Raw genomic sequence first — 22,336 nt, 5'->3', positions numbered from 1 at the left:
TGGAGTTTTCCGCGGTATTTTTCTGGCTGGGAGAAGGAGTGGAAGAGATGAAGGCATCGAAGTTTTCGGACGCCCAGAAGGCGTTTATTCTGAAGCAGGGGATGACGGTGTGCCTGTGGCGGAGATTTGCCGCAAGGCTGGGATCAGCCAGGCGACCTACTTCAACTGGAAGAAAAAATATGCAGGTCTTCTGCCTGACGAGATGCGCCGGCTGAAGGCTTTGGAAGATGAAAATGCGAAACTGAAACGGATCGTAGCGGATCTGACGCTGGACCGCGAGATGCTTCAGGATGTCATCCGCCGAAAGCTCTGAGGCCTGCCCGAACGCGCAAGCTTGTGGATGGGATGCTGGTAGAATGGGGGGGGTCGATCAGGCGAGCCTGCAAGGTTCTGACGTTCGACACCTCGACCTACCATTACAAGTCCCGCCGCATCGGTCAGGCCGCTCTTGAAAGACGGATCAAGGAGATATGCGAGACACGCGTCCGGTTTGGCTATCGGCGTGTTCACGTGCTCCTTCGACGAGAAGGCTGGACAGTCAATATCAAGAAGACCCGCAGGATTTACAAGGCGTTAGGGCTTCAGCTCAGGAACAAGCACCCGAAACGCCGGGTGAAGGCAAAGCTGCGCGAGGATCGCCAGGAGGCCGTAGGGCCGAACGATATCTGGGCGATGGACTTCGTTCATGATCAGCTCGCGGCAGGCAAGAAGCTGCGAATCCTGACCATTGTGGATATCCATTCCCGCTTCAGCCCGGCCACCGACCCGCGCTTTACCTATCGCGGTGAGGATGTGGTGCAAACGCTGGAACGGATTTGCAGGAAAGGCGGCTACCCGAAGACGATACGGGTCGACAACGTCCTATGTCGAGAAAATCTGGCTGCTTAGGTCAGCAGGTCATAGGGCATCCGGTGTCCCGGGTGCCTTGTCAAGATTGCCCAGACGGGCTCTGCCGTCAAGAAATGATCTCTTCCATAGCAAACACAGGGTACGCGCGATGGCGGCCCTCACCGTCCTTAATACGAGATCCCAATTCCCAAGCAGAAGGCCCGAACATTGTCTACGAGGTCAGATGCCTGCCTCCACGGCTCGTGTCAGAGAGAGGTCCTTCCGCCTGGGCTCACCCCCTCGAAGAAGGTGCGATAGGGTTCGTCGTGTTTAACTACGGCGTGTACGGTGCGCGCCATCTTTGCCGCGATCGCGGTGTAAGCCTTGCGACGCAGATGAGCGTTGTGTCGGTCTTTCGAGATGTAGCGTTCGAACTTGTCACGAAAGCTGTTGGTCCGCTTGAGAACGGCAGTCTGGCCGGCCATCCAGAGCGTACGACGCAAGCGGGCGTTGCCGTACTTCGATATCCGGCTTTGACCGCGGAACATGCCAGACTGCACAGTGGCGAGGTCCATGCCGCAGAACTTCAGGAATTGCCGGTGATGTCGGAACCGGCGCAGGTCACCTGCCTCGGCCAGAATGGTCATGGCGTTGATCGGACCGATACCGGGAATGGTTGTCAGCAACTGATAGTCCGGCAACTCGGAGAGCAGCTCGACTGCCCTGGACTCGATCTCGTTGCGTTGGCGAACAAGGCTTCTGCCTTCGGCAAGGACAAGGCGGAACATGCGAACAGCGTCGGAATCCGGATGCACAGGCAGTCCCACGGAGCCGACAGGGGTGGCGTAAATGTCTGAAAGCAAGCGCTCTTTGGAGACCTTCTTGCCAACCACCTGCCAGGCATCTGCGATGAGGGCGTCCCGGTTCATGGTCGTAATCATCGTCGGTGTCGGATACTTCTCGAGAAACGCCAGGAACCAGTCGGTCCGAGAGCTTCGATGAAACCGCTCAGCCTCGGGGAAGTAGAGTGGCAGGTAATGCGTCAGGATGCGGTGCCAAAGCTCGGTCTTGGAGCGTGAGACGATCTCGTGGGTCTTCGAGAGCTCCTGAATGTCTGCTGTTCCGACGACCAGGGGATCATGGAAAAACTGCACTGCTCCGATCTCGAGCATGTGCAGGATAACCTGAGCATCCTTCGGGTCATTCTTGTCCCAGCTATTGTGCAGGGCCTCCCGCGTCCGGGCGAGGCCGACAGAAGAGACGAGCTTCAGCTCAAACCCGTACTGGCCGAGATGGTGCGCCAGCGGCCGGTGATAGTTACCGGTCGCCTCGAACCCGATCCGCACCGGCAGATCGTAGCTGGCTAGGGCCGCAGACAGTCTTCTGAAGTCCTCAAGCGTATTGGTGACCGTCATACGACGATGGCGTTGCTTGCCTGGAATTCCAATCAAGACTTCGTGGCGATGCTTGGAGATATCGATAGCAACCAGCAAGGTCGCGGGATTAGTGTGATGGATGGTCATAGCCGTGCTACGCACCCTCAGCGGTGTGGTTAAGCAAAACCACTGTTGAGACCTGGGACCGGTTATGGCCACCCACTACGCTATTTTGGGCTCCGCGGGTGGCCACAACCTATCGACAGCACTGTTTCCCGACGTGCTATGGCAGCGAATTTATCTCCCGTGACCTCGATCTCTGGGCCTATGTGAACAAGGTTACGCTGGACTTCTCGCGGCCTGGCAAACCGACTGACAACGGCTTCATCGAAGCCTTTAACAGCAAGTTGCGTTCGGAATGCCTGAATGCGAACTGGTTCATGACCCTTACGGATGCGCGCGAAAAGTTGGAAGATTGGCGTAGACACTACAATGAGGATCGTCCTCATTCGGCGATCGGATACAACGTCCCGATCGCGTTGCATAATCCCGGTGGCGCGACCAGCCCGCCATCGTGATCAGAGCCGGAAAAATCTAACAGCCGGCGGTCCAATAAATGGGCGCACTGCAAAACCGCCCAGGCTCTAATCGCAGCCGGATGAAAATTCAGTGGCAGGTCATTTCACCATACGGCGCTCTGGTTCTATCTGTGGCGCGACAATGGGCTGTGACGCCTGCTCAATCATGCGCTGTTGCTGATCGGACGCGAAGCGAAAGGCCGAGAGGCGTCGCCAAGCGCTGGCGTAATCGACGCCAGAGCGTAAAAACCACCGAAAGCGGTGGGCCTTGCGGATATGATGCGGGCAAGAAGGTCAAGGGGCGCAAGTGCCACATTCTCACAGATACGGATGGCAATCTCGTTCACGCCGTGATCCACACGGCCAATATCCAGTATCGTGACGGCGCATCGCTGGTGCTGCGAGAAATCATCAGGCGCTTTCCATGGCTGCGGCACATTTTTGCCGAAGGCGGCTATGCGAGCGACAAGCTCAGGCTGGCGCTGCGCCAGATTGGCAAGTGGACGGACAAAATCATGAAACGCTCCGACACGGCGCAAGGTTTCGAGGTGCTGCCCCGGCGCTGGGTCGTCGAGAGAACCCTGACATGGCTCAATCGCAACCGCCGCCCTGCCAAGGATTTCGAACAAACCATCGCATCGGCAGCCGCAGGGCTCATCATCGCCTCCATACAGCTCTTCACAAGACGCATCGCAAGACTATGAAATTAAACCGAATAAATTCGAATCTGCCTCTGATATTAAATTACAATTATCTAAAATAATCTGATTCTGTAAGTATATATTAACATTTCATTTGAACTATAATTAGTTTTTATGGTTAATGCAATTCCCGCGATCGCACCCGCACACACGACTCAAAATCCCAAGAATATTAAATCGCAACACAATCTGAATGGGGGATTATGTTATGATGTACGTTATTTCCGGGCGCGATGCGCAATACTATCCTGAGTTAATAGAACAAGCATTCGAACTTAGACGCAGGATATTTATAGAAGAACTCAAATGGGACATGCCGCGGGCTGATGCGAAATTTGAGATTGATCAATTCGACACAGACGATGCTATTCATCATCTTTCGGTTCGTGATGGTCGGGTCGTTGGCTATCAACGAATGCTTCCTTCAGACAAGCCGCACCTTTTGACTGATCTATTCCCGCAGCTGTGCAAGATTGACTCTCCAAAGGGACCCGACATCTACGAACTGACGCGCTATTGCGTTGATCGTCCATATCGGCAAAGCCGCAGGGAAGTCGGCTCGGTCGGAAGCGAATTGATGGTTGGCTTCATAGAATGGGGGCTAGCGTCTGGCATACGCAAAGTGATCATCGAGTTTGAGACGATCTGGGTTCTTCGTGCGATTCAACTCGGCTTCTTCGTCCAGCCTCTGGGGTTGGAAACACAAATTGGAAATCAAAAAATCGTCGCAAGCCTGGCAAATTTTGATGAGGCCACCTTGCAAACCGTTCGCCGCTATCGTGGTACTGACGAGCCGGTCGTGCAATTTCTCGGCTCTCTGGCTAAGATCGGAGGTCATTATGAAGCCGCGCTCTGAACTAAAGGAACGTACAGGCGACCAACTGGCGGTCCGTCAAATTGACAAAGGATATTTGACAGATCTCCTGGACTTTGCCCTGCAGGTTTCGATGAAACTAGGTCACGCGGAGACCGCAATGTATATCTACCGCGCCTACGACACCCTTCAAGCTGGCACCCGTCATTCAGCAAGCGTGGGAGACGACCTATGCCACTAAAAATCGAAAGAGCGGATGGTTTCCTGATTGTTCGCTTTCAGTGGACGATTGTGGAACCAGGATTTCGAGCATCTACCTTTGAAAGACTTGCCAAACTCCTGGAGGCGGCAAATCGAAACCCGGAAATCGCCTGCGTCTTGTTTACCAGCAGCAGTCGATCATTTTGCGAAGGCAGTGACGTAACATCTTTCATGAACAAAGAGGATCTAGGTAATCTGAACCGATCATCAAAACGTTTTTTTAGCGCGCTGATCAGTTCACACATTCCTTTGATTGCGGCAGTTGATGGTCCTGCCGTTGGGATCGGCATGACCATGCTTCTTCACTTCGATGTTGTTCTTGCATCACCCGAAAGCACGTTTCGATCGCCTTTTGTTCAATGGGGGCTGGCGCCAGAATCAGCATCGAGCCAACTTCTGCCCGAACTGACTGGACTCAGGAATGCTTTCAGTATTTTCGTTCTAGGGAAGTCGCTGTCGGTCGGAGACGCCAGATCAACCGGAATTGTCACAGAGATCGTGGATCAGGTAAACCTTGAACGAGAAGCCTGTCTTATTGCGTCTCGCATGGCAAAGCTCCCGCGTCAATCATTGAGACAAACGCGGTGGCTGCTTCACCAGAGGAACAGAGAAGATGACAGAATTGCGCTAGAGAATGAAATCTTCATGGAACTTCTTCGTGATGATGCCACGCGCAAGAGATTGTCACTGCTGGCCCGATTGATGAAACGAGGCAAGGCGAACCGCCAGGCAAACCCTCAACGCCCCGAACGGACGGAAGAACGCAACGTCTTGCGGTTGTGTTCTTCCGCCTAAAAAAATGCATCGTTCGTTGCGGCGGTGGGCAGCGTTTCGCCACCGCAACGGTCTCGACCATTTTGTGGGCCTAACGGGACACCTGCACTATGGCGTAAACTCATAAATTGATGGGTTCACGACGAGTATTCGTTTTGATTCAATGGTTTCCCGAAAGGAGCCCTTGATGAGACGACGTTTTGATCTGACGGATTTCGAGTGGGCGGTTATCGAGCCGCTTCTTCCCAACAACAGCCGCGGCGTGCCGAGGGTCAACGATCGTCGGATCATCAAGGCATCCTGTGGCGCTTTCGCACCGGCAGTCCTTGGGCCGATGTGCCGGAGCGTTATGGGCCATACACCACCTGCTATAACCGGTTTGTCCGCTGGCGGAAGGCGGGCGTCTGGGACCGGCTTCTTGCTTCCATTTCCGCTGCCTTTGACGGCGATATCCAGATGATCGACTCCTCTTGTGTCCACGTCCACCAGCATGGTGCCACCGGTAAAAAGGGGGCTCCAATCGAAGCATGGGACGTTCCAGAGGTGGCCTGACGACAAAAATCCATGCCGTTGTCGATGCCGACGGGCTACCAATAGACCTGTGTCTGTCAGAAGGTCAGCACGCCGATTGCAGCTACGCCGAGGGGCTGCTGACCTAACTCCACGCGGGCATAACACTTCTTGCCGATCGCGGCTACGATACCGATGCAATCCGGGATGCAGCAGCGAGACATAAGGCCTTCGCAAACATTCCGACCAAACGGAACCGGAGAAAGACCTTTGCTTTCAGCCGGTTTCTCTACCGTTACCGAAATCTGGTGGAACGCTTTTTCAATCGCCTCAAAGAAGCGCGATGCATCGCTACGCGCCACGACAAGCGTGCTGACAACTACCTTGCAGCCATAAAGCTCTTCTCAGCACGCATCTGGCTTAAGCATTATGAGGCTACCGCCTACAGTATCAGGATGCGTTGTAGGTTGTAATAGCCGTCGGTTGGCCGACACCATGGTGTCGGTTTTTGCTGGCAATTGCATAAATTCAAGCCTGGTTATCCCCACCCACTGGTTATCCCCACCCATAGGTGGCTCAACGCGCTATAGACGCGGCTGAGCAGGGTTATGCTGGCCCGGCCGATCCGTCCCAGGCAGGACCGATCAGACCAAGCTGGCGCTCAAACGTCTTCAGCCGTTCGGCCGGGACCCGGTCACGAGCCATCTCAATCGTTGCCTCGATCGTCCGGCGCAGCGACGTGATATCGTTGCGCAGAACCCGGCGCCGCGCTGTCTCATCGTCGTGATGATCGGCCTGCGCCTTCAGTTCATCATAGCGGGCTTCTAGAAGGGCAAGGTTGATGCCATAGGCATAAATGATCCTGCCGTTTCTATCGCGCTGTCCAGCACGCCGGCAATTGGCGCTGTTCTGATAGGCGATCAGGCCTTCGTCGGCGAGAAAGCGCAGCGCATCGCGGGTGGCGTTGACACTGATGCTGAGTTGGCGCGCCAGCGTTTCATTGGACGGCCAGACAATCGGCGCTCTGCCCACCTGCCAGTCCTGCTCATAGGTCGCATCAAAAAGAATGTTGAGCAGGAAGGTTTGCGTCGTACCGAGCCCGAGCGCCGGACGGATCCGGTTGAGCAGGTGCCGGATTTCAGCGCGGCTATGCCGTCCGAACGCGGCCGCCTTAGCCATTTGTGCATACTGCAACCGCGCGATTGTCTGCTTTCGCCACCCGGTGGGATTCCGCCCCTGGCTGCTATTCATTATTAACTCCCCCTCAGTTCAAGAGGAGGGCGGACAGAATCCAAATATATCACGCTCCGGCAAGAATATCTCTTGCAGGCCGGTGGTGATCAGACTAATTTGGAAACCAAGCTTTGGTGGTTCCAAATCAGAATTTGGTTTCGTCCAAAAAAGCCCGTTCAGTTGGTAGCTGACGGGCTTTTTTCGTGCCCTCTGTTTATATCATCAAGTTTTGTCCCATATCGGAATCGGCGGGCCTTCAGACGGACAGGGCGTCATCGAAGCCCTGCCACCCTCATTCGTCGGACAACTCTACCCTGAAACCCGTGCCGGTATTGATGCGAAACACAGATGACCGGTACTCATCAGCCGTTCCCGGCGCGATGGTGATCTGCATCTCGAGATCCAGCGGCGTTGCCGCCTGCCTGTTCCTGTAGACAGGGACCTTGCGGCGGTCTTCGCCGTAGCCTTTCCATCGATATGAAACGCTTTCGTAGCAGAAGGCCTCAACCTGGCGCCTGCCATTGTCATCACGGGTGACCTCGTGGTGAAGCTTCAGTCCGTCCGGGCAGTACCAGCCGTCTTCGTCCTCACTGCGCAAGCGCCTATGGGGCGCAGTATAGTCGGTATATTCGGAACCATCAGACATGGCACAGAACCCGAATGGCGGCTTTGGGGGAATGTGGGTGATCCGATCCAGCATATAAACGTACGCCTTATCGCAGCCCTCCGGGAAACCACCCGCCAGGCACAGGATCACGGCGCAGTCGAGGTCGTAGTCCCCTTCAGCAAAGGCCGGCGTTTGGACAGCAAAAGCAGCCGCAAATGATGCGGCCATGAGCGATAGCCATCGTCCAATCGTCTTGTCGGATCCCTTCACATCGCACCTCTTTGGAAAATTTCGAATGTAGCGGGAGCTCGCTGCATTGGAACGCCGCAAGAATCAATTGCGGACTCTTCTAGCAATACATCTTGAAATTTAATTAATATTTTGTAATTATTATCATATACTCAATATTGATCATTTTATGACTTAGTGCTCAAAGCATAAAAATGACCGGTGTATTGATATATTTCTTAGAACATGAAAAACACGGCTCGATCCGAAGCAAATGCTTCGGACGTGTCGCTCATGCTTTATGGAGGTGGCGTGTCCACAACCCGTGTTGTCGTCCAACCAGCCAATACCTTTGCCATCAGGCATCTCATCAGACGGAAAAGCGGAAGACTGGAAGTCGAAACTGTCCTCTTGAACGCGAAACTCGCTTGGCGGGCCCATGTTCGGTTGCCGGACGACCCGACAATCTATCGTGTCGTCGTCTACCACACTGCAGAAATTCGCTACTTCAGGACCTTCGCCGCGCTGTTTCGCTATTATCGGGAAATGATGCCGGGCGAGACCATCCTGCCCGTCCCCTTGCCCCCCGTAGAGGAAATCAATACCGACTGACCCTTGCTGGTCTGGTGCTGGCCGTTTCAGCTGGCGTCCCAGCTATCGCTGCCGACTTTGCATTTAACTACGGTCCTGGCGGGGTTCGCACATCTCACGCCTGCGCACAAGGGCAGGGGGCGTTTTCTTTCAGCTACGGTCCTGGCGGCGTGCCACTGTGCTCAAAGCTTCAGGCAAAGGTGGAAACGCAAGCGCCGGAACAATCCGTCACGATCAAAACGTCTATCCCGACGGCAGACGTTCAGACCGCAATTGAAGAAACGGCGTTGCGCTATGCCGGAAACACCGGTTTGCGCAAGACGGGCCTGTCAGTGACCGACTGGATGGCTTTGTTTTCTGCCAATATTGCTATTGAAAGCAATTACCGGCAATCGAGCATCAGTCACGTGGGTGCCATTGGCCTCGGCCAACTGATGCCGGAAACGGCGGCCCATCTTGGTGTTGATCCCCATGATCCCAAACAGAACCTCGACGGCTCGGCCCGTTATCTGCTGATGCAGCTTGATCGCTTCGGCTCCAAGGAGCTGGCGCTGGCGGCCTATAATGCCGGACCCGATGCGGTCACCCAGCATGGCGGAATTCCGCCCTATACGGAAACACAAGGCCACGTCCGCAAGGTCATGGCCATCTATCACCGTCTCAAAACTTCTGAAACCACAGACAGGAAATAAGCATGACCGCTGTCACCGCTTTCGACACAGTGCCGTTTTCGCACGCCTCCAAACACAATCTTAAATTTAGTATACATAATATGAATCTACTTATTAGGGCAATCTGCATCCTGGGTGCTGCTCTTCTGGCGCTGCTCATCTTCAGCGAACCCGCCTTCGCCCAGTCGGTCAATACAAATGCGATCCAGAACTTTCTTCAGTCGCTCGTAGATGCCCTGACCGGAACGCTCGGCAAGACCGCCGCCACGCTGGCGCTTGTGGGCGTATTCATCAGCTGGTTTTTCGGCGTGATCGATTTCCGCCAGGCCATGTGGATCGTCGTCGCCATCGTCTTTGTCGGCGCCGCTCCGACCGTCGTCAACAGCCTCTGGGGCAGTAGTTCCTGATCTGAACCACGACAAAGGGGGCACCATGACGCTTCAAACCGAAACAATTTACACCGGCCTGCTGCGGCCGACAAAGGTGTTCGGCTTGCCGACCGGTGCCTTCGCCGTGCTGATGGTCACAAGCCTGCTGGCCTTCATGTGGAGCGAGAGCTTTCTGAGCCTCGCCTTCGCAATCCCAGGCTACGCCGTTCTCTACGGCCTGACCCAGTGGGATCCGCACTTTTTTACCGTCATTTCCGTCACGACGCGGAACTTTGGCGTCTGCCGCAATCGCAGGATCTGGGGGGGATATTCCTATGAGCCGTAAAAGCCGAAAGGAATTTTCGCAGGGTTTCAAGAGGCTGTTCAATTCCACCAATGGCAAACGGATCTATCCGCGTGCCATGAAACATGAATTGCAGTTCGAGGATGATCTGCCCTTCGTCACCCTTCAGGATGATGATCGAACCGTTCTGACACGCGGCGGTGAGCTGATGCAGTGCATTCGGGTGGACGGCCTGAATGCACTCACGGCAACGGATGAGAACATTGATGGTCTGAAGAACCGGATTGCCGAGATCATCGCGCATGCGGGTACCGGACACAGCTTCTATGTCCACAAGATCAGCAAACCCTTCAAACCGGAACTCGCTGAAGTCACCCAAACTGGCTTCGCGCAGGATATCGATCGCACATGGCGCCGGCATCTCCAAAACCGTCACCTGCGCGATATTACGTTGACGATCACCATATTGAACCGCCCCAAAAAGCTGCAACAGACACTGCAGGGCTTCGAGCGCATCCGTGCGGCGCTGTCCGGCAATGGCGAAACAGGCTGGTCGCATTATACTGATGACAGGGGCGACCGCATCCAGACACTCAATGACCTCATGCGGATTGTGCTGTCGGCAACGGCCGGGATGAATGGCCGGGTTCTGACCGGTGAAAGCGGCGAGCTGGTCGGCTTTCTCGAAGCCATCGGCACGGGTACAGAAACCGTAGCCTGGCCGAGCCCGGAAATCGCCGTCCTGTCGCGCAGTGTCGCCAATTATCGTCCGACCTTCCGGGGCACGAAGGTCATTATCTCAGGCGGATCGGTCCCGAACCGGCTCGGGCGGATCTTTGCGGTCAAGACCTATCCGCGACAGGCGAATGCCGGAATGTTCGATGAGCTGAATCTACCCGCCGATCTGGTCGTCACCCATTCATTCGTACCGGCCTCCGAGGACATTGTTACCGAACGATTCCAGCGCACCATGCGTCAGCGCAGCGGGCTTGGCGATGCCGCACGCACCGAAAGCGAGACCCTTGGTGTCGGCCTTGACCGGCTGGCAAGCGGGATTGAGACGTTCGGAACCCATCACATGACGGTCGCGGTCTATGCCGACAATGAGACAGACCTCGAAAACGCCTCGGCGGAACTTTCCCAGATCAGCCAGGAAGGCGGTACGAAAATCGTGACCGAGGCCTTTTCCGGGCAGAGCCACTATTTTGCCCAATGGCCTGGCAACGCCACCTATCGTGCAAGAACCGGGCTGATCAGCAATCGCGCCTTTGCCTGCATGGCCTCGCTGCACCGGACCCCGGCCGGCCTTGCCGGGGCGAGCCTGCCATGGCAAACGCCCGTCAGCATCTTTCCAACGCCAGGCCGGAGCGGCTTTCAGTTCTCGTTTCATCCGGAAGGAAAGCCCGATGCCGAACCGCCAGCCGGACACGGGCTTGTCTTCGGGCCGACCGGTGGCGGCAAGTCGCTGCTGGTCGCCTTTCTCGCCGCCCAGCTTGCCCGCGTCAATGCGCGGGTCTTTGCCTTTGACTACCGGCGCGGGCTGGAAGTCCAGATCGAGGCGCTGGGCGGAACCTATTCCACGATAACGGCAGACAGGCCGACCGGCCTCAACCCGCTCTTTGCCGAGACCGATGCCATCGGCCAGATGTGGCTTGGTGACTGGCTGTCAGCGCTTCTGAACCGGCCGGACCACCCGTTTTCGCCGGTCCAGATCCAGGCCATCCATGATGCTGTTGCCGAAAATGCCAGCCTGCCTGAACACCTGCGCACCTTTGAACATCTGGTTGGCTCCTTCCGCCATGTCGATGATGACGGCGATCTGGAAAGCCGTGTGCGCGAATGGACAACGGGCGGCCGTTTCGGCTGGGTTTTCGGTGATAACAAGACAGACAGTTTCGCGCTTGATGAGCCCGTCATGGGCTTCGATCTGACAGCACTTCTTGATTCCGGGCAGGACAAGGAACGCACAGCCATTCTCGGCTATCTGTTCCAGCGCCTGGAGCGCAAGTTGCAGGATCGCCGGCCAACAGTGATTATAATTGACGAGGTGTGGAAGGCACTGGCGACCGACTATTTCGCCGAAAAGCTTCAGAACTGGCTAGTGACCGCGCGCAAGCTCAATGCCGTGGTGCTGATGGTCACACAGTTTCCCTCCCAGCTGGAACAGAGCCGGGCAGGGCTTTCCATGCTTCAGGCGATCTCGAACCAGATTCTCATTCCGAATGCCAATGCCAGGCCGGAACACTATGCGGCGCTCGATCTGAACCAACAGGAACTCTCGAACCTGCTGAACGGAAACGGCAATGCCCGCCTCGCCCTTGTCCGCAATCAGGCAGCTTCGGTGATGCTGAATGTCGATCTCTCGGCCCTCGGCGAAGACCTCAAAATCCTCGGCGGCGGCCCGGCCGGCCGCGCGGCTCTTTCCCGCCGTCTCAAGTCAAACACCAGCCAGGAGGATGTTGCATGATCCGGCTGATCTCTCTTCTGATCCTTGTTCTTTCCGTCTCTGCCTGTGCCACGACCAATCCGGCAAGCTCCGACTGCTTCCGGCACGGCAAGGCAAGCTGCACTTTCACGCTACTGCCGGAACTGTGGGGGCAGTGATGCGCCATAAACGAAAAATCGCGGCTGTCGCCATGCTGCTGATGACCGGGACCGGTAATGCTCTGGCCGCCGGTATACCCGTGTTCGACAGAGCCCTTGTAAACCAGGAAAGCGATATCCTCGACGCCTTGAACGCGGACCTGACGACACAGGACCAGAAGCGCTCCCGCGCCGGTCAGTTGCTCGATCTCGACGCCGATATCATCAAGGAACTGGACCGGCTGATCGATGCCGGAAGCGTACCGGCAGAGAGTACCGAAAAGACGATAGACACGCTGGAAAAAGGCGCCGGCGAGGACAAGGCGGCCGTCAGCCAGCTCTATAATCCGGACGACACCAACCCAGCCGCCGCACAGACCTTCGGCGATGCTGCCCCGACAGTCGAAGATGTGATCATTGCCGGTGCCAAGGCGACCTATGGCAATGCAGGGGTCAGTGCGGCCGGCCTGTCACAGGCACAGTGGCGCGCGCTGCTGCAAGCGCTGATCTGGCAGGAAAGCCGCTTTAACGCCCATGTCACATCGCCGGTCGGCGCCTATGGTCTGACCCAGCTCATGCCGGGTACGGCCTCTGACATGGGCGTCAATCCCGCCTATAGGACGGACCCGAACGCGCAGGTGCGCGGCGGTGCCAACTATCTCGGCAATATGCTGATTATGTTCAACGGCAACGTCGTTCATGGCCTTGCCGCCTATAATGCCGGTCCCGGCAATGTCCGCAAGCATAATGGCGTACCGCCGTTCAAAGAGACGCAACACTACGTCCAGGTCATTCCGAAGAAATACAATGAATATCTCGCTCTGATCGGCGGCATTGACGCAACCGGCACCATCGATCCGGTGCTGGCCTCTTCAGCCAATTTTTCCATGTCGAGCGACAATGCCATGGCCTATGGCGCCAACCTCAATGCCGAGATCGCCGCCATCGCGTACCGGGTCAAAGCCATCATGATCCAGATGGAAAACAACACCAATCCGGCCAAGGCCTGGGTGATCAACACCTATGCCCGCGCCGAGATGGAACGGATCATGGTGCTGCGTCTGCGCCTTCTGGCGGCCCAGACAAAACAGGTCAGTGCCGATGCCCTGCAACAGGCCGCCCTCCGCGCCGGGGAACGCGCCTACATGACTTTTTCCAATCAGTGAAGTGACCCCGATGAAACGCACATCCTTCATTCTTTCGCTCGCCGTGACCGGCTTTCTCGCATCGCAATCCCATGCACAGTCCCTGCCATCAGGCATCCCGACCAGCGATGAAGCAAGTCTGGCCCAGACCTATGCACAATGGCTCGTCATGGAGGCTGACGCCGACATTCAGAAGGGTATCCTCGAACAGGCTAAAACACAGATCAAGCGGCTTGAGGCGCAACTTACCCAACTGAAAGAGATCTACGGCCAGTTTTCCGGCGCGCGCGATATCGTCGGCATGGCAATGGATGATCTGAAACTTGAAGACGCCGGCCCCAGGCTCGACGGTGTTCTCAAATCCAGTCTTGGTGACGTGCTCGGTACCATCAATGCCGGCAAGACCGGCAATTGGTCCGGCTTCGCCGATGGCAAGAGCTCTGTTATGCGCAAGGGCGTCACACAGGCCTTGTCCGCCGCCGGACTGTCTCAGGAAAATGTCTCGGCACTGGCGCAGTCGGCAGACCCCGGCGCGCAGCGGGCAGCAAGCCAGGCCTCGGCTGGCGCGGTTCTGGCGGCGTCCGCCGAACAGACCTACTCCGAAACAGGTCAGTCGCTGCAGCGGGTCGAAAAGATCGTCAACATGTCGAAGAGCAGCACCGACATTAAAGAGTCCATCGATCTCAACACCCGCATGCTGGCCGAGCTTTCCGTCCAGCTCGCCAAGTCGCTCGAACTGCAGTCGATCGAGGCTGTCTATAACGGCCAGGCCGGCGTGCTCTCGGCAGCGGCGATTGCCGAAGAACGCAAATACATGACGTTTTCAACCGAGTGAGGCCCGCCATGGCATCTGTAAAAGACCTTCTTGAAGAGGAACTGATCTTCGGCGCGCGCGATCGTGAAGCGCGGTGGCGCAAAATTGCCCTCGTCAGCCTCACCTTCGGCGCTGCCGGTTGCCTCCTTGCCGGTGTCGAAGCCCTCGTCATCGACAAGCCACCGCCCGTTCTCGTGCCCTTCGATCCGGCCACGGGCGTGGCTTTGCCGCAGGCTCGCGTGGGTACCATCGGCATGCATGAGAAAGAGGCCGTTCTTCAGTCTCTGATTCACGCCTATGTGCATGACCGTGAGACCTATAACCAGCTCGACAATGATCTGCGCATCAAAAGCGTCATCGATCGTTCGACCGGTGAAGCGCTGACCTCGCTTAACGGGTTATGGGACGCGGCCAATCCGAACTATCCGCCTTCTGTCTATGGTAGTCACGCCCGTATCGACGTTGCCATTGCCTCGATCACGCAGATTTCTAATCAGCGGGCGCAAGCGCGCATCACCAAACGGCTGACCTCCCCGGATGGCGTCAGCGAGGGGACCTTCGTTGTCACGCTCGCCTATGATTTTGAGCCATCCACGCTGCGTGACCTGCAGGATATCTGGAACAATCCATTCGGCTTCAAGGTCAAGGATTACCGGGTGGTCGCCGAACGCTTCAAGGCAAAGGAGGCCAGCCAGTGAGACGGTTTCTTATCGCACCGCTTGCAGTTCTTATGACTGTCCTTCCGGTCCTGACCAGCCCGGCCATGGCGGAATCCGTTCCCGCTGCCGGTCGCTATGACAGCCGCGTCAGAAACGCCCGCTATGTGGACGGCCAAGTCTACAGGATCGACACCAACCGGCTGCGCACAACCATGATCGAGTTCGGTCCCGGCGAATACATCACCAATATCCTGATGGGTGACACCGCAGGGTTTCAGGAGCCGCAGCCGGCAGCAGGTGGACAGGCCTTTGGCATCAAGCCGGTGGCGGAAGGGGCCGTGACCAACGCCTCCGTCTATACCAATCGCCGCGCCTATTATTTCGAGATCAGGGAAACCGGCCATGCCGCCTATTACGCCGTCCGCTTCGATGGCGGGGTTTCGAGCAAGAATACGGGCAGCGCGGCATCCAGCAAGATGGTCAAACGCACGGCCCCCTATACGTCATACGGCGCCAACGTCCTGAACGACATCACCCCGCTTCAGGTCTGGGATGACGGGGCCTTCACCTATTTCCGCTTTCCCGATGCCGGCCGCGTGCCTGCGATCTTCAAGACACAGACGGGGCCAGAGCGCACCGTCAATTCCACGACAACTGCCGACGGAACCGTCCGCGTCAGCGGGATTTCCCAATATTGGGTCCTGCGTGCCGGAACCACCGAGACCGTCGTCGCCATGATGGATCCAACAAAATGACCCAGGAGCAAGACACCAGCCCGGAAACCGATGCCGCCCGCATGGCCGATGCGATCGATACGGCAAAGAAGCAACGCCGTGGCGGCCAGCCTAAAGCAGCATTCAAGGGCCGCCTTCTTCCAGCCGTCGTCATGATCGGCCTCGCAGCCGGTTTTCTGGTCTTCGTCTACTGGCCGAAACCGGAAAAGACGCTTGCAACCGGCAGCGCCGAACAGTTCCAGACCAACAATGGCGACCCCTTCGGGCTACTCGCCAGACCACAGCAACAGCCAGCGCCGGCAGCTGAGCCGGATCCGGAATTGCTGGAACAGATCGCCGCACTCAAGGCCGAACTCGAAGCCCTGCGCAACCAGCCAAAAGCGGAAGCCCCGCCGGCTGCAGAACAGCAGGAAGACAACGGCAATGACGAGAAGATCGAAGAATTGCTTGCCCAGCTGACAAAGCTGCAGGCCACCTTTGACGATGCACAGAAGGAGAACCGCAGGGCGCTCGAAGAACGAGACCGGCAACTGAAGATCATGCAGGCCAATCTCGATGCCGCCCGCCTGCGCGGTCTCAATGAAACGCCGCCAGACCATAGCGACGAAGATCTTTATCAGCAGCGCGTCAATTCCCCGATGGTCGCCTATGCCCGTTCCGGCAACAGCGAAACGGCCACCGGCGACAGCGCAGCTGCCCGTATGATGAGCAATAACGAACTCTTCGCCCGCGAACAGGCAAAGCCGGCAACCGTCGAAAAGGCGAAGGTCATCGCCAATCCGGCCAACACCGTGATGCAGGGGACCATGATCCAGGCGGCACTTGAGACCGCCATCAACACGGACCTGCCCGGCGCAATCCGCGCCATCACCACCGAAGACGTTCATTCCTTCGATGGAAGCCGCGTTCTCATTCCGCGCGGCTCTCATGTCGTCGGTGCCTATTCCGACGATATCGTACTCGGCCAGCGCCGCGTCATGATCGTTTGGCACCGGATCATCATGCCTGACAACCAGACCGTCAATATCGGTGCCTATGGCGGGGATGCCATTGGCCGCTCCGGTGCCAGCGGCAAGGTCGATACCCATTTCACCGAACGGTTCGGCTCCGCCGCTCTTGTCAGCCTGATCACACTCGCGCCTGCGCTTCTCATTGAAGACAAGGGCGACAACGACAAGAGTTCGGATATCGCCGCCGCCATGTCGCAAAGCCTTTCCGGGGCGCTCGGCAATACGCTTTCAGCCTATCTCAACCGCAAACCGACGCTCGGCATCGATCAGGGATCGGAAATCACAATCATGGTCGATCGCGATCTGGAGATCTTCTGATGGATCACGTCGAACACTATCTCAGCCGCTTTGCCCAATGGCTGGATGATCCGGCCACGATTGAACTCTCGATCAATCCGGATCGCCGGATCTGGCTGCTCAGACGCGGTGATCACGCCATGGTCGATACCGGCGAAATGGTTGACGAGGGCCTCAGCCTGAAGCTGACCAATCATATTGCCGGCGCCAATCACACCCAGACAGGCCGCAACAAGCTGCTGATCTCGGCCTCCGTCACGTATAACGGCCGCCCCTTGCGCGCCCAGGCAGTCCTCCCGCCGGCAACAGCGGGAGGAGAACCGGCCCTGTCTTTCCGCCTGTTTGCCGCGCTGCCACTCGATCAGATCACCCTTGACTGGCTGTATGATAAACCGGTGTCGCTGGATCAAAAGCGCAGGGAAAAGAACCAGGCCCTTGCTCAGCTGATCTCTACTGGCAATCTGATGGAGTCCTTGCGCTTTGCCGTCGAGAACAGGATGAACATCCTGATCTCGGGTGGCACCGAAAGCGGAAAGTCCGTGGCGCTCAGAAAGATCATATCGATGATCCCGGCGAGTGACCGGATCATCACCATTGAGGATTCCCGCGAGCTTTATCCCGATCAGCCCAACACCGTGGCGCTGATCGCCGACAGGGACGGCACGTCGCGCACCACGAACCAGCTGCTGGAAGCAACGCTCCGGCTCAGGCCCGACCGCATCATTGTCGGTGAGGTGCGCGGCCGTGAGGCCATGACTTTTCTGGAAACCATCAATACCGGCCATGGCGGCTCGATGACCACCATCCATGCCGAGACCCCGCGCCTGGCGCTTGATCGTCTCGCCATCGCCGCAAGCCACGCCGACATTCCCATGAGTTACGACAACCTTACTGCCTATATCCGCCGCACCATCGACGTGATCATCCAGTCCGGCAAGACCGGCGGGCGCTGGGGCATCGCCGAAATCTACCAGATCGAAGAGGAGGGAGCCCAATGAATAGGACCGTATGTCTGGCACTCGCCGCAACGCTCGTTGCAACCGCCGCCGCCGCTCAGCAGGCTCAGCCCGACGCTGGATTTTTCACCTTCAGGAATGAAGATCAAAACGCACAAACCTATACGACGCTGGGCGGCTGCACTGGCTATAGACGTCCGCAAATCGCAGAGAAATGGGTACAGGGACAACCCGGCGAGCGAATATTGGAGGCCATTCATTTTCGCCAGATTGCCGCAAATCTGAAGAAGGCTGGCAAATGCACCTGTGAATTACGTTTCCCGACATGGGACGCGGCTATGGCTGAATATCAGACCAAAATCCTTCCCCTCAACACCGACGATGCGCCTTGGATCCCCGGTTATGTCGTTGAAGGGGGGAGAATGTTGAATCAGTTCACGAACTACTGCCGCAGCCAGGGGATCAAGTGATGGGTGTCATCTCAGGCTTTGTAAACAGCGCCCAAAACCAGCTCAACGACGTGGCAGCCTCTGCCTTTGGCGAGGTCGTATCCGAGCTGTCCACCACATTCGCCACGGCGGCGACGCTCGCCGTGGTCCTGATGGGCGTTAACATCCTGCTGCAATATCGCCCCATGTCGCCGGGCGCGATCCTTGTCAATCTCATCAAGCTGATCGCCATCATCACCATCGGCCTGCAATGGTCGGAGTTCAACAAGGTCGCCATGGCGGTTCAAGGCACCATCGACTCGATCGCCAACACACTGCTGGGAAACTACGGCGGACATACCGTCTCCAGTAACGGCGGTCTGGCAGGCGCTATGGACAGCTTTCTCAGTGCCTACAAAACCCAGGTCAACCAGATGCTCGCCCCAATGGGCTGGATGACCGGGGCAGTCATGGGTGCACTTGTCACCTTCTCGGTGGGTCTTTTGTGCGCGGCTGTGGCAATAGTGCTCATTTTTGCGAATATCATTGTCACGATCTTTATCGGGGTTGCGCCGATCTTCATCGCACTCAGCATGTTCGAGGCCACAAAGGACTACTTTTATAAGTGGCTGCATAGCTGCATTCATTATATGCTCTACCCGCTCGTGATCGCGGTCCTGCTCGGATCAGTCCTGCGTCTCGTGATCGGATATTCAAAAACTCTTGATGCGTCCGTCTCGCAGAGCATTTCTGACTTCATCCCCTTTCTCACCTGCCTGATCATTCTGCTGATCAGCGTGATCTTCATTCCCACGATCGTCAGCGCCCTGTCCGGCGTTATCGCCGCGGCTTCCCCGATCGCGGCCGCATTTGCTCTTGCAACACTTGGAAAGTCGGTTCTGAAAGAAAACCCGATACCAAAGAATTTTAGCGGGGGAGCCGGACAAGGCTTAAGCAGGCAGAATGAGAATGGAGCCGCACCACCCAACAACACACGATCACCAAATCAGGGCTTGGCGCTTCGAATGTATGAACGAGCCGAACGGCTGGCGAAAAAACAGGAAGAAAACGCCGAAAGGCGAAACAACAAAAACAGGGAGGATTCGAAATGAACCAGATCCGATACCTGTTCGCCACGTTTGATCGTCACTATCTGGTCCGCGCTTACGTGATTGGCCTGATCTTCCTCGCCATTAACTGCGTCATCGCATTCGGCTATGACAACGAAGCGCTATGCGCGCGCAACTCGTTGGGGTTTCCCTGATCAATACGCTGCTATTTCCCTTTTCGAAATTCGTCTGGGAAAAGGCAAAGGAAATCCTTTCCGGCAACACCGTGACACTCTGGCCGGCAATCCTGCTCTACTGGTGCAAGCTGCTCGTGAATACGGTGCTATGGGGCTTTGCCCTGTTCATCGCCCCGATCGGCATCGTCTATCTGCTGCGCCGGAACCCGGCCTATGACAACTAGGCGGCCTGAAACGGCCGCCAGCCTCGGCCACCGTGCCGCAAAGAAGCGCCTGAAACATCACCGGCTCCGCAGCGAATAACAAACCTCCCGTCATGAAAGGTTGCGCCGATGCGCACACGCTTTTCCGAAATCAGGGGCCGCCAGATCGGCGGCGCCCTGATCATCGCCATCTTTGCCGCAGCCATCGGCTATGTCGTGGCAACCGGCATCGTTCAATACTGGTACGGCCAGCCGGAGCCGGATCTTCTGTGGATCGCCCGCCACTGGTGGCAGCTGCGCACCGTCGATCTGCGTGTGTGGAACATCATCAACGTGACCATCGGGGGCTTTTTCCTCGCCGGCCTTCTGCTCGCCACCCGCATCGTCACCGAACGCCTCACCCGGTTCGGCTCAACCCATTGGATGAGTGGCAGCGAGTTGGCAAAGAAGAACTTCTTTGCCGATCCCTGCATCGCCTTCACGCTCGGCAAAACCGGAAAGCCGGCCGCAAAGGGCGGCTACATCGCCTCGGGCGCATTCCCCCACTGCCTGCTGGTTGCACCGACCGGGCGCGGCAAGAATGTCGGTTTCGTCATTCCGAACCTTCTGACCTATCTCGGCAGCGCCGTTGTCCTCGATGTGAAGGGCGAGAACTTCGAAATGACCGCTCGCTTCCGCAAGAAGATGGGCCATGCGATCTACCGCTTCTGCCCGCGCGATTTCGATCAGCCGAGCTTCCGCTACAATCCGCTCGACCGGATCAAGACCTATTCCAATCGCGCCAAGCGCATGGCCGAGCTGGAAAAGATCGCCACATTGTTCCTGCAGACCGAAGACAGCAGCGCCGCCGGCTTCCTGCCCAACAGCCGCGAGGTCTTTATCGCCTGCGCCATTCTGGCCTATGAACAGGACAATCTCACCCTCGGCCAGGTCTACCGGCTGGCCTTTGGCGGGGCGCTGAACAACAATGCCAAATTCGCCGCCTATGCTGATGAGGTCAAAGATCCTGAAGCAAAGGTTCTGTTCCAGAAGCTGTCGAACACCACCGAGAAGACGCTTTCGGCCTATCTCTCGGTCCTCTCATCTGCCGGCATGTCCACATGGATGAACCCGCATACCTGCGCCGTGACCAACAGCACCGATTTCGATTTCGCGACCTTCCGCAAAAAGCCGCAGACGGTCTATTTCAATGTGCCGACCGACGATATCGAGCCGATTGCGCCGCTGGCACGCCTGTTCTTCTCCGACCTGGTTGCCACCATGCAGCACCACGAGCCGGGCAAGGACGAACCCTTTCCGGTTCTGATCCTGCTCGATGAGTTTCAGCGCCTCGGCAAAATGCCGAAGATCGTTGACAGTATCTCGCTTTTACGCAGCTACGGCGTCAATCTGGCGATTGTCACCCAATCGATTCCAGAACTGGAAAGGCATTATGGCGAGAACGGCCGCAAGACCATCCAGGCGGGAACAGGTATCAAGCTCTATCTGACGCCGAGCGAAGAAGACACGATCGCGGAAATGTCCGCCTCCGTGGGAACAACGACCAAGCGCGTCGTCAGCAAATCCCGATCGCAAAAGGATGGCATGTTCGGCACCAGTGTTTCGGAGCGCACAGAAGAACACCCGCTCCTGACAAAGGACGAAGCCCGCCGCATGCCGCTTGATGAGATCATTATCGTTGTCGATGCCGACATGCCGATCCGGGCCAAGCGGATCGTCTATTACGAGGACAGCAAATACAAGCCGCTGTTCGAGAGCCAGGACTTCACCGCCCCCCTGCCGCTGCCGCCACACACCATCACGGAAGCAGATTATGTCGTGATGGATGTTGCCGCTTCCACTCAATCCGCCCATGACGCGCAGGAAGACAGGCTGGCGAAGGCAAAAGCCGCAGCGACAGCCCAGTTTGAAGACTAAGGGCATCAGGCCTGCCTCCAAGGATGCAAACAGGTCAAAGTTTGACAAGATTTATTGTATCACATCTATGGTTGACCGAGAGACTTAATGTGATACATTTATTCAATACAGATCATCTATGATGAAGCCAAGCGTCTGACCAATATCGAAAAGCATGGGCTCGACTTTTCCGAGCTCGATATCGAGTTCTTCGATCGTTCGAAAGTTGCACCGGCCAAACTTGGCCGCTGGCTGGCGATCGGGGAGTTCAAGGGCGAAATGGTCATCGCCGTCGTGTTCAGACCTCTCGGTTCGGAAGCGCTTTCGATTATTTCGATGCGCCCGGCCAGTCGAAAGGAAAGGATCCTGTGATGACTAAATTTTCCTCGAAGCAGCCTCTGACTGACAAGGAAGAAGCTGAGATCCAGCGCATGATCGCGTCGGACCCGGATAATCCTGAAATCACTGACGAACAGATTGCCATGGCAAGGCCGTTCCGCGAGGTCTTCCCTGATCTTGCC

23 protein-coding genes and 5 pseudogenes are annotated in these 22,336 nt (G+C 56.9%); 25 read left to right on the top strand and 3 right to left on the bottom strand.

Features of this window, described 5'->3' with window-relative positions:
• Positions 1-47: 47 nt before the first annotated feature.
• Positions 48-855 (top strand): annotated as a pseudogene (locus tag FJU08_RS20945) (IS3 family transposase); the annotation flags it as partial.
• 239 nt (positions 856-1,094) lie between these two features.
• Here the strand turns inward: FJU08_RS20945 and FJU08_RS20940 are convergent.
• Complete coding sequence (locus FJU08_RS20940; RefSeq protein ID WP_141151005.1) at positions 1,095-2,351, bottom strand: IS110 family RNA-guided transposase; 1,257 nt, start codon at positions 2,349-2,351, stop codon at positions 1,095-1,097.
• A 140-nt stretch (positions 2,352-2,491) separates the two neighbouring features.
• Between FJU08_RS20940 and FJU08_RS20935 the strand changes: the two are divergent.
• The 5 genes and pseudogenes from FJU08_RS20935 to FJU08_RS20915 all read left to right on the top strand — a co-directional run.
• Positions 2,492-2,782 (top strand): annotated as a pseudogene (locus FJU08_RS20935) (integrase core domain-containing protein); the annotation flags it as partial.
• Between the two features lie 120 nt (positions 2,783-2,902).
• Positions 2,903-3,486: pseudogene (locus tag FJU08_RS20930) on the top strand (IS5 family transposase); the annotation flags it as partial.
• Positions 3,487-3,691: 205 nt separating this feature from the next.
• Positions 3,692-4,339: an acyl-homoserine-lactone synthase gene (locus FJU08_RS20925; RefSeq protein WP_141151004.1), complete on the top strand. Its 648-nt coding sequence runs from the start codon at positions 3,692-3,694 to the stop codon at positions 4,337-4,339.
• Positions 4,340-4,528: 189 nt separating this feature from the next.
• A complete protein-coding gene (locus tag FJU08_RS20920) occupies positions 4,529-5,353 on the top strand; it encodes an enoyl-CoA hydratase/isomerase family protein (protein ID WP_141151003.1) in 825 nt (274 codons plus the stop codon).
• 163 nt (positions 5,354-5,516) lie between these two features.
• A pseudogene (locus FJU08_RS20915) lies at positions 5,517-6,315 on the top strand (IS5 family transposase).
• Positions 6,316-6,448: 133 nt separating this feature from the next.
• Here the strand turns inward: FJU08_RS20915 and FJU08_RS20910 are convergent.
• Positions 6,449-7,093, bottom strand: coding sequence for a helix-turn-helix domain-containing protein (locus FJU08_RS20910; RefSeq protein ID WP_141151002.1), 645 nt, complete (start codon positions 7,091-7,093; stop codon positions 6,449-6,451).
• Between the two features lie 274 nt (positions 7,094-7,367).
• On the bottom strand, positions 7,368-7,952 hold the full coding sequence (locus FJU08_RS20905) for a hypothetical protein (protein WP_141151001.1): 585 nt from the start codon (positions 7,950-7,952) through the stop codon (positions 7,368-7,370).
• Positions 7,953-8,222: 270 nt separating this feature from the next.
• Here FJU08_RS20905 and FJU08_RS23105 point away from each other — a divergent pair, with 270 nt between their 5' ends.
• The 19 genes and pseudogenes from FJU08_RS23105 to FJU08_RS23365 form a co-directional block, all read left to right on the top strand.
• Positions 8,223-8,522, top strand: coding sequence for a hypothetical protein (locus tag FJU08_RS23105; protein WP_235890904.1), 300 nt, complete (start codon positions 8,223-8,225; stop codon positions 8,520-8,522).
• Between the two features lie 14 nt (positions 8,523-8,536).
• The gene (locus tag FJU08_RS23100; RefSeq protein WP_235890902.1) at positions 8,537-9,193 is read left to right on the top strand and encodes a lytic transglycosylase domain-containing protein; all 657 of its coding nucleotides are present in this window, start codon (positions 8,537-8,539) and stop codon (positions 9,191-9,193) included.
• 2 nt (positions 9,194-9,195) lie between these two features.
• On the top strand, positions 9,196-9,579 hold the full coding sequence (locus tag FJU08_RS20895) for a TrbC/VirB2 family protein (protein WP_235890900.1): 384 nt from the start codon (positions 9,196-9,198) through the stop codon (positions 9,577-9,579).
• Positions 9,580-9,604: 25 nt separating this feature from the next.
• On the top strand, positions 9,605-9,886 hold the full coding sequence (locus FJU08_RS20890) for a VirB3 family type IV secretion system protein (RefSeq protein ID WP_141150999.1): 282 nt from the start codon (positions 9,605-9,607) through the stop codon (positions 9,884-9,886).
• On the top strand, positions 9,876-12,311 hold the full coding sequence (locus tag FJU08_RS20885; protein WP_141150998.1) for a VirB4 family type IV secretion/conjugal transfer ATPase: 2,436 nt from the start codon (positions 9,876-9,878) through the stop codon (positions 12,309-12,311). Before FJU08_RS20890 ends, FJU08_RS20885 begins: the two co-directional genes overlap by 11 nt.
• Positions 12,308-12,448, top strand: a complete 141-nt coding sequence (locus FJU08_RS22880) for a hypothetical protein (protein WP_181409969.1) — start codon at positions 12,308-12,310, stop codon at positions 12,446-12,448. The genes FJU08_RS20885 and FJU08_RS22880 overlap by 4 nt, the downstream gene beginning before the upstream one ends.
• Positions 12,448-13,593 (top strand): lytic transglycosylase domain-containing protein, encoded by a 1,146-nt coding sequence (locus FJU08_RS20880; RefSeq protein WP_181409968.1) that lies wholly within the window; start codon positions 12,448-12,450, stop codon positions 13,591-13,593. The genes FJU08_RS22880 and FJU08_RS20880 overlap by 1 nt, the downstream gene beginning before the upstream one ends.
• Positions 13,594-13,603: 10 nt before the next feature.
• Positions 13,604-14,407, top strand: coding sequence for a type IV secretion system protein (locus tag FJU08_RS20875; protein ID WP_141150996.1), 804 nt, complete (start codon positions 13,604-13,606; stop codon positions 14,405-14,407).
• An 8-nt stretch (positions 14,408-14,415) separates the two neighbouring features.
• Positions 14,416-15,084 carry a VirB8 family type IV secretion system protein gene (locus FJU08_RS20870; RefSeq protein WP_141150995.1) on the top strand — a complete coding sequence of 223 codons (669 nt, stop codon included), beginning with the start codon at positions 14,416-14,418 and terminating at the stop codon, positions 15,082-15,084.
• Positions 15,081-15,800, top strand: coding sequence for a TrbG/VirB9 family P-type conjugative transfer protein (locus tag FJU08_RS20865; protein WP_235890899.1), 720 nt, complete (start codon positions 15,081-15,083; stop codon positions 15,798-15,800). The genes FJU08_RS20870 and FJU08_RS20865 overlap by 4 nt, the downstream gene beginning before the upstream one ends.
• Positions 15,797-17,107, top strand: coding sequence for a TrbI/VirB10 family protein (locus FJU08_RS20860; RefSeq protein WP_141150994.1), 1,311 nt, complete (start codon positions 15,797-15,799; stop codon positions 17,105-17,107). The genes FJU08_RS20865 and FJU08_RS20860 overlap by 4 nt, the downstream gene beginning before the upstream one ends.
• Positions 17,107-18,084: an ATPase, T2SS/T4P/T4SS family gene (locus FJU08_RS20855; RefSeq protein WP_141150993.1), complete on the top strand. Its 978-nt coding sequence runs from the start codon at positions 17,107-17,109 to the stop codon at positions 18,082-18,084. Before FJU08_RS20860 ends, FJU08_RS20855 begins: the two co-directional genes overlap by 1 nt.
• Positions 18,081-18,512, top strand: a complete 432-nt coding sequence (locus FJU08_RS20850; RefSeq protein ID WP_141150992.1) for a hypothetical protein — start codon at positions 18,081-18,083, stop codon at positions 18,510-18,512. The genes FJU08_RS20855 and FJU08_RS20850 overlap by 4 nt, the downstream gene beginning before the upstream one ends.
• Complete coding sequence (locus FJU08_RS20845; protein WP_141150991.1) at positions 18,512-19,582, top strand: TrbL/VirB6 family protein; 1,071 nt, start codon at positions 18,512-18,514, stop codon at positions 19,580-19,582. The genes FJU08_RS20850 and FJU08_RS20845 overlap by 1 nt, the downstream gene beginning before the upstream one ends.
• A complete protein-coding gene (locus FJU08_RS22875; protein ID WP_181409967.1) occupies positions 19,579-19,734 on the top strand; it encodes a hypothetical protein in 156 nt (51 codons plus the stop codon). The genes FJU08_RS20845 and FJU08_RS22875 overlap by 4 nt, the downstream gene beginning before the upstream one ends.
• Positions 19,704-19,940, top strand: a complete 237-nt coding sequence (locus FJU08_RS20840) for a hypothetical protein (protein ID WP_141150990.1) — start codon at positions 19,704-19,706, stop codon at positions 19,938-19,940. The genes FJU08_RS22875 and FJU08_RS20840 overlap by 31 nt, the downstream gene beginning before the upstream one ends.
• Before the next feature lie 108 nt (positions 19,941-20,048).
• Entirely contained in the window at positions 20,049-21,836 is a 1,788-nt protein-coding gene (locus FJU08_RS20835) for a type IV secretory system conjugative DNA transfer family protein (RefSeq protein ID WP_141150989.1), read from the top strand.
• Between the two features lie 105 nt (positions 21,837-21,941).
• Positions 21,942-22,187: a BrnT family toxin gene (locus tag FJU08_RS20830; protein ID WP_141151043.1), complete on the top strand. Its 246-nt coding sequence runs from the start codon at positions 21,942-21,944 to the stop codon at positions 22,185-22,187.
• Positions 22,184-22,336 (top strand): annotated as a pseudogene (locus FJU08_RS23365) (BrnA antitoxin family protein); the annotation flags it as partial. The gene FJU08_RS20830 and the pseudogene FJU08_RS23365, both read left to right, overlap by 4 nt.

It is taken from the genome of Martelella alba (genome assembly GCF_006516955.1).
GTDB classification, from domain to species: domain Bacteria; phylum Pseudomonadota; class Alphaproteobacteria; order Rhizobiales; family Rhizobiaceae; genus Martelella; species Martelella alba.
This window is presented reverse-complemented; position numbering and strand designations above follow the sequence as displayed.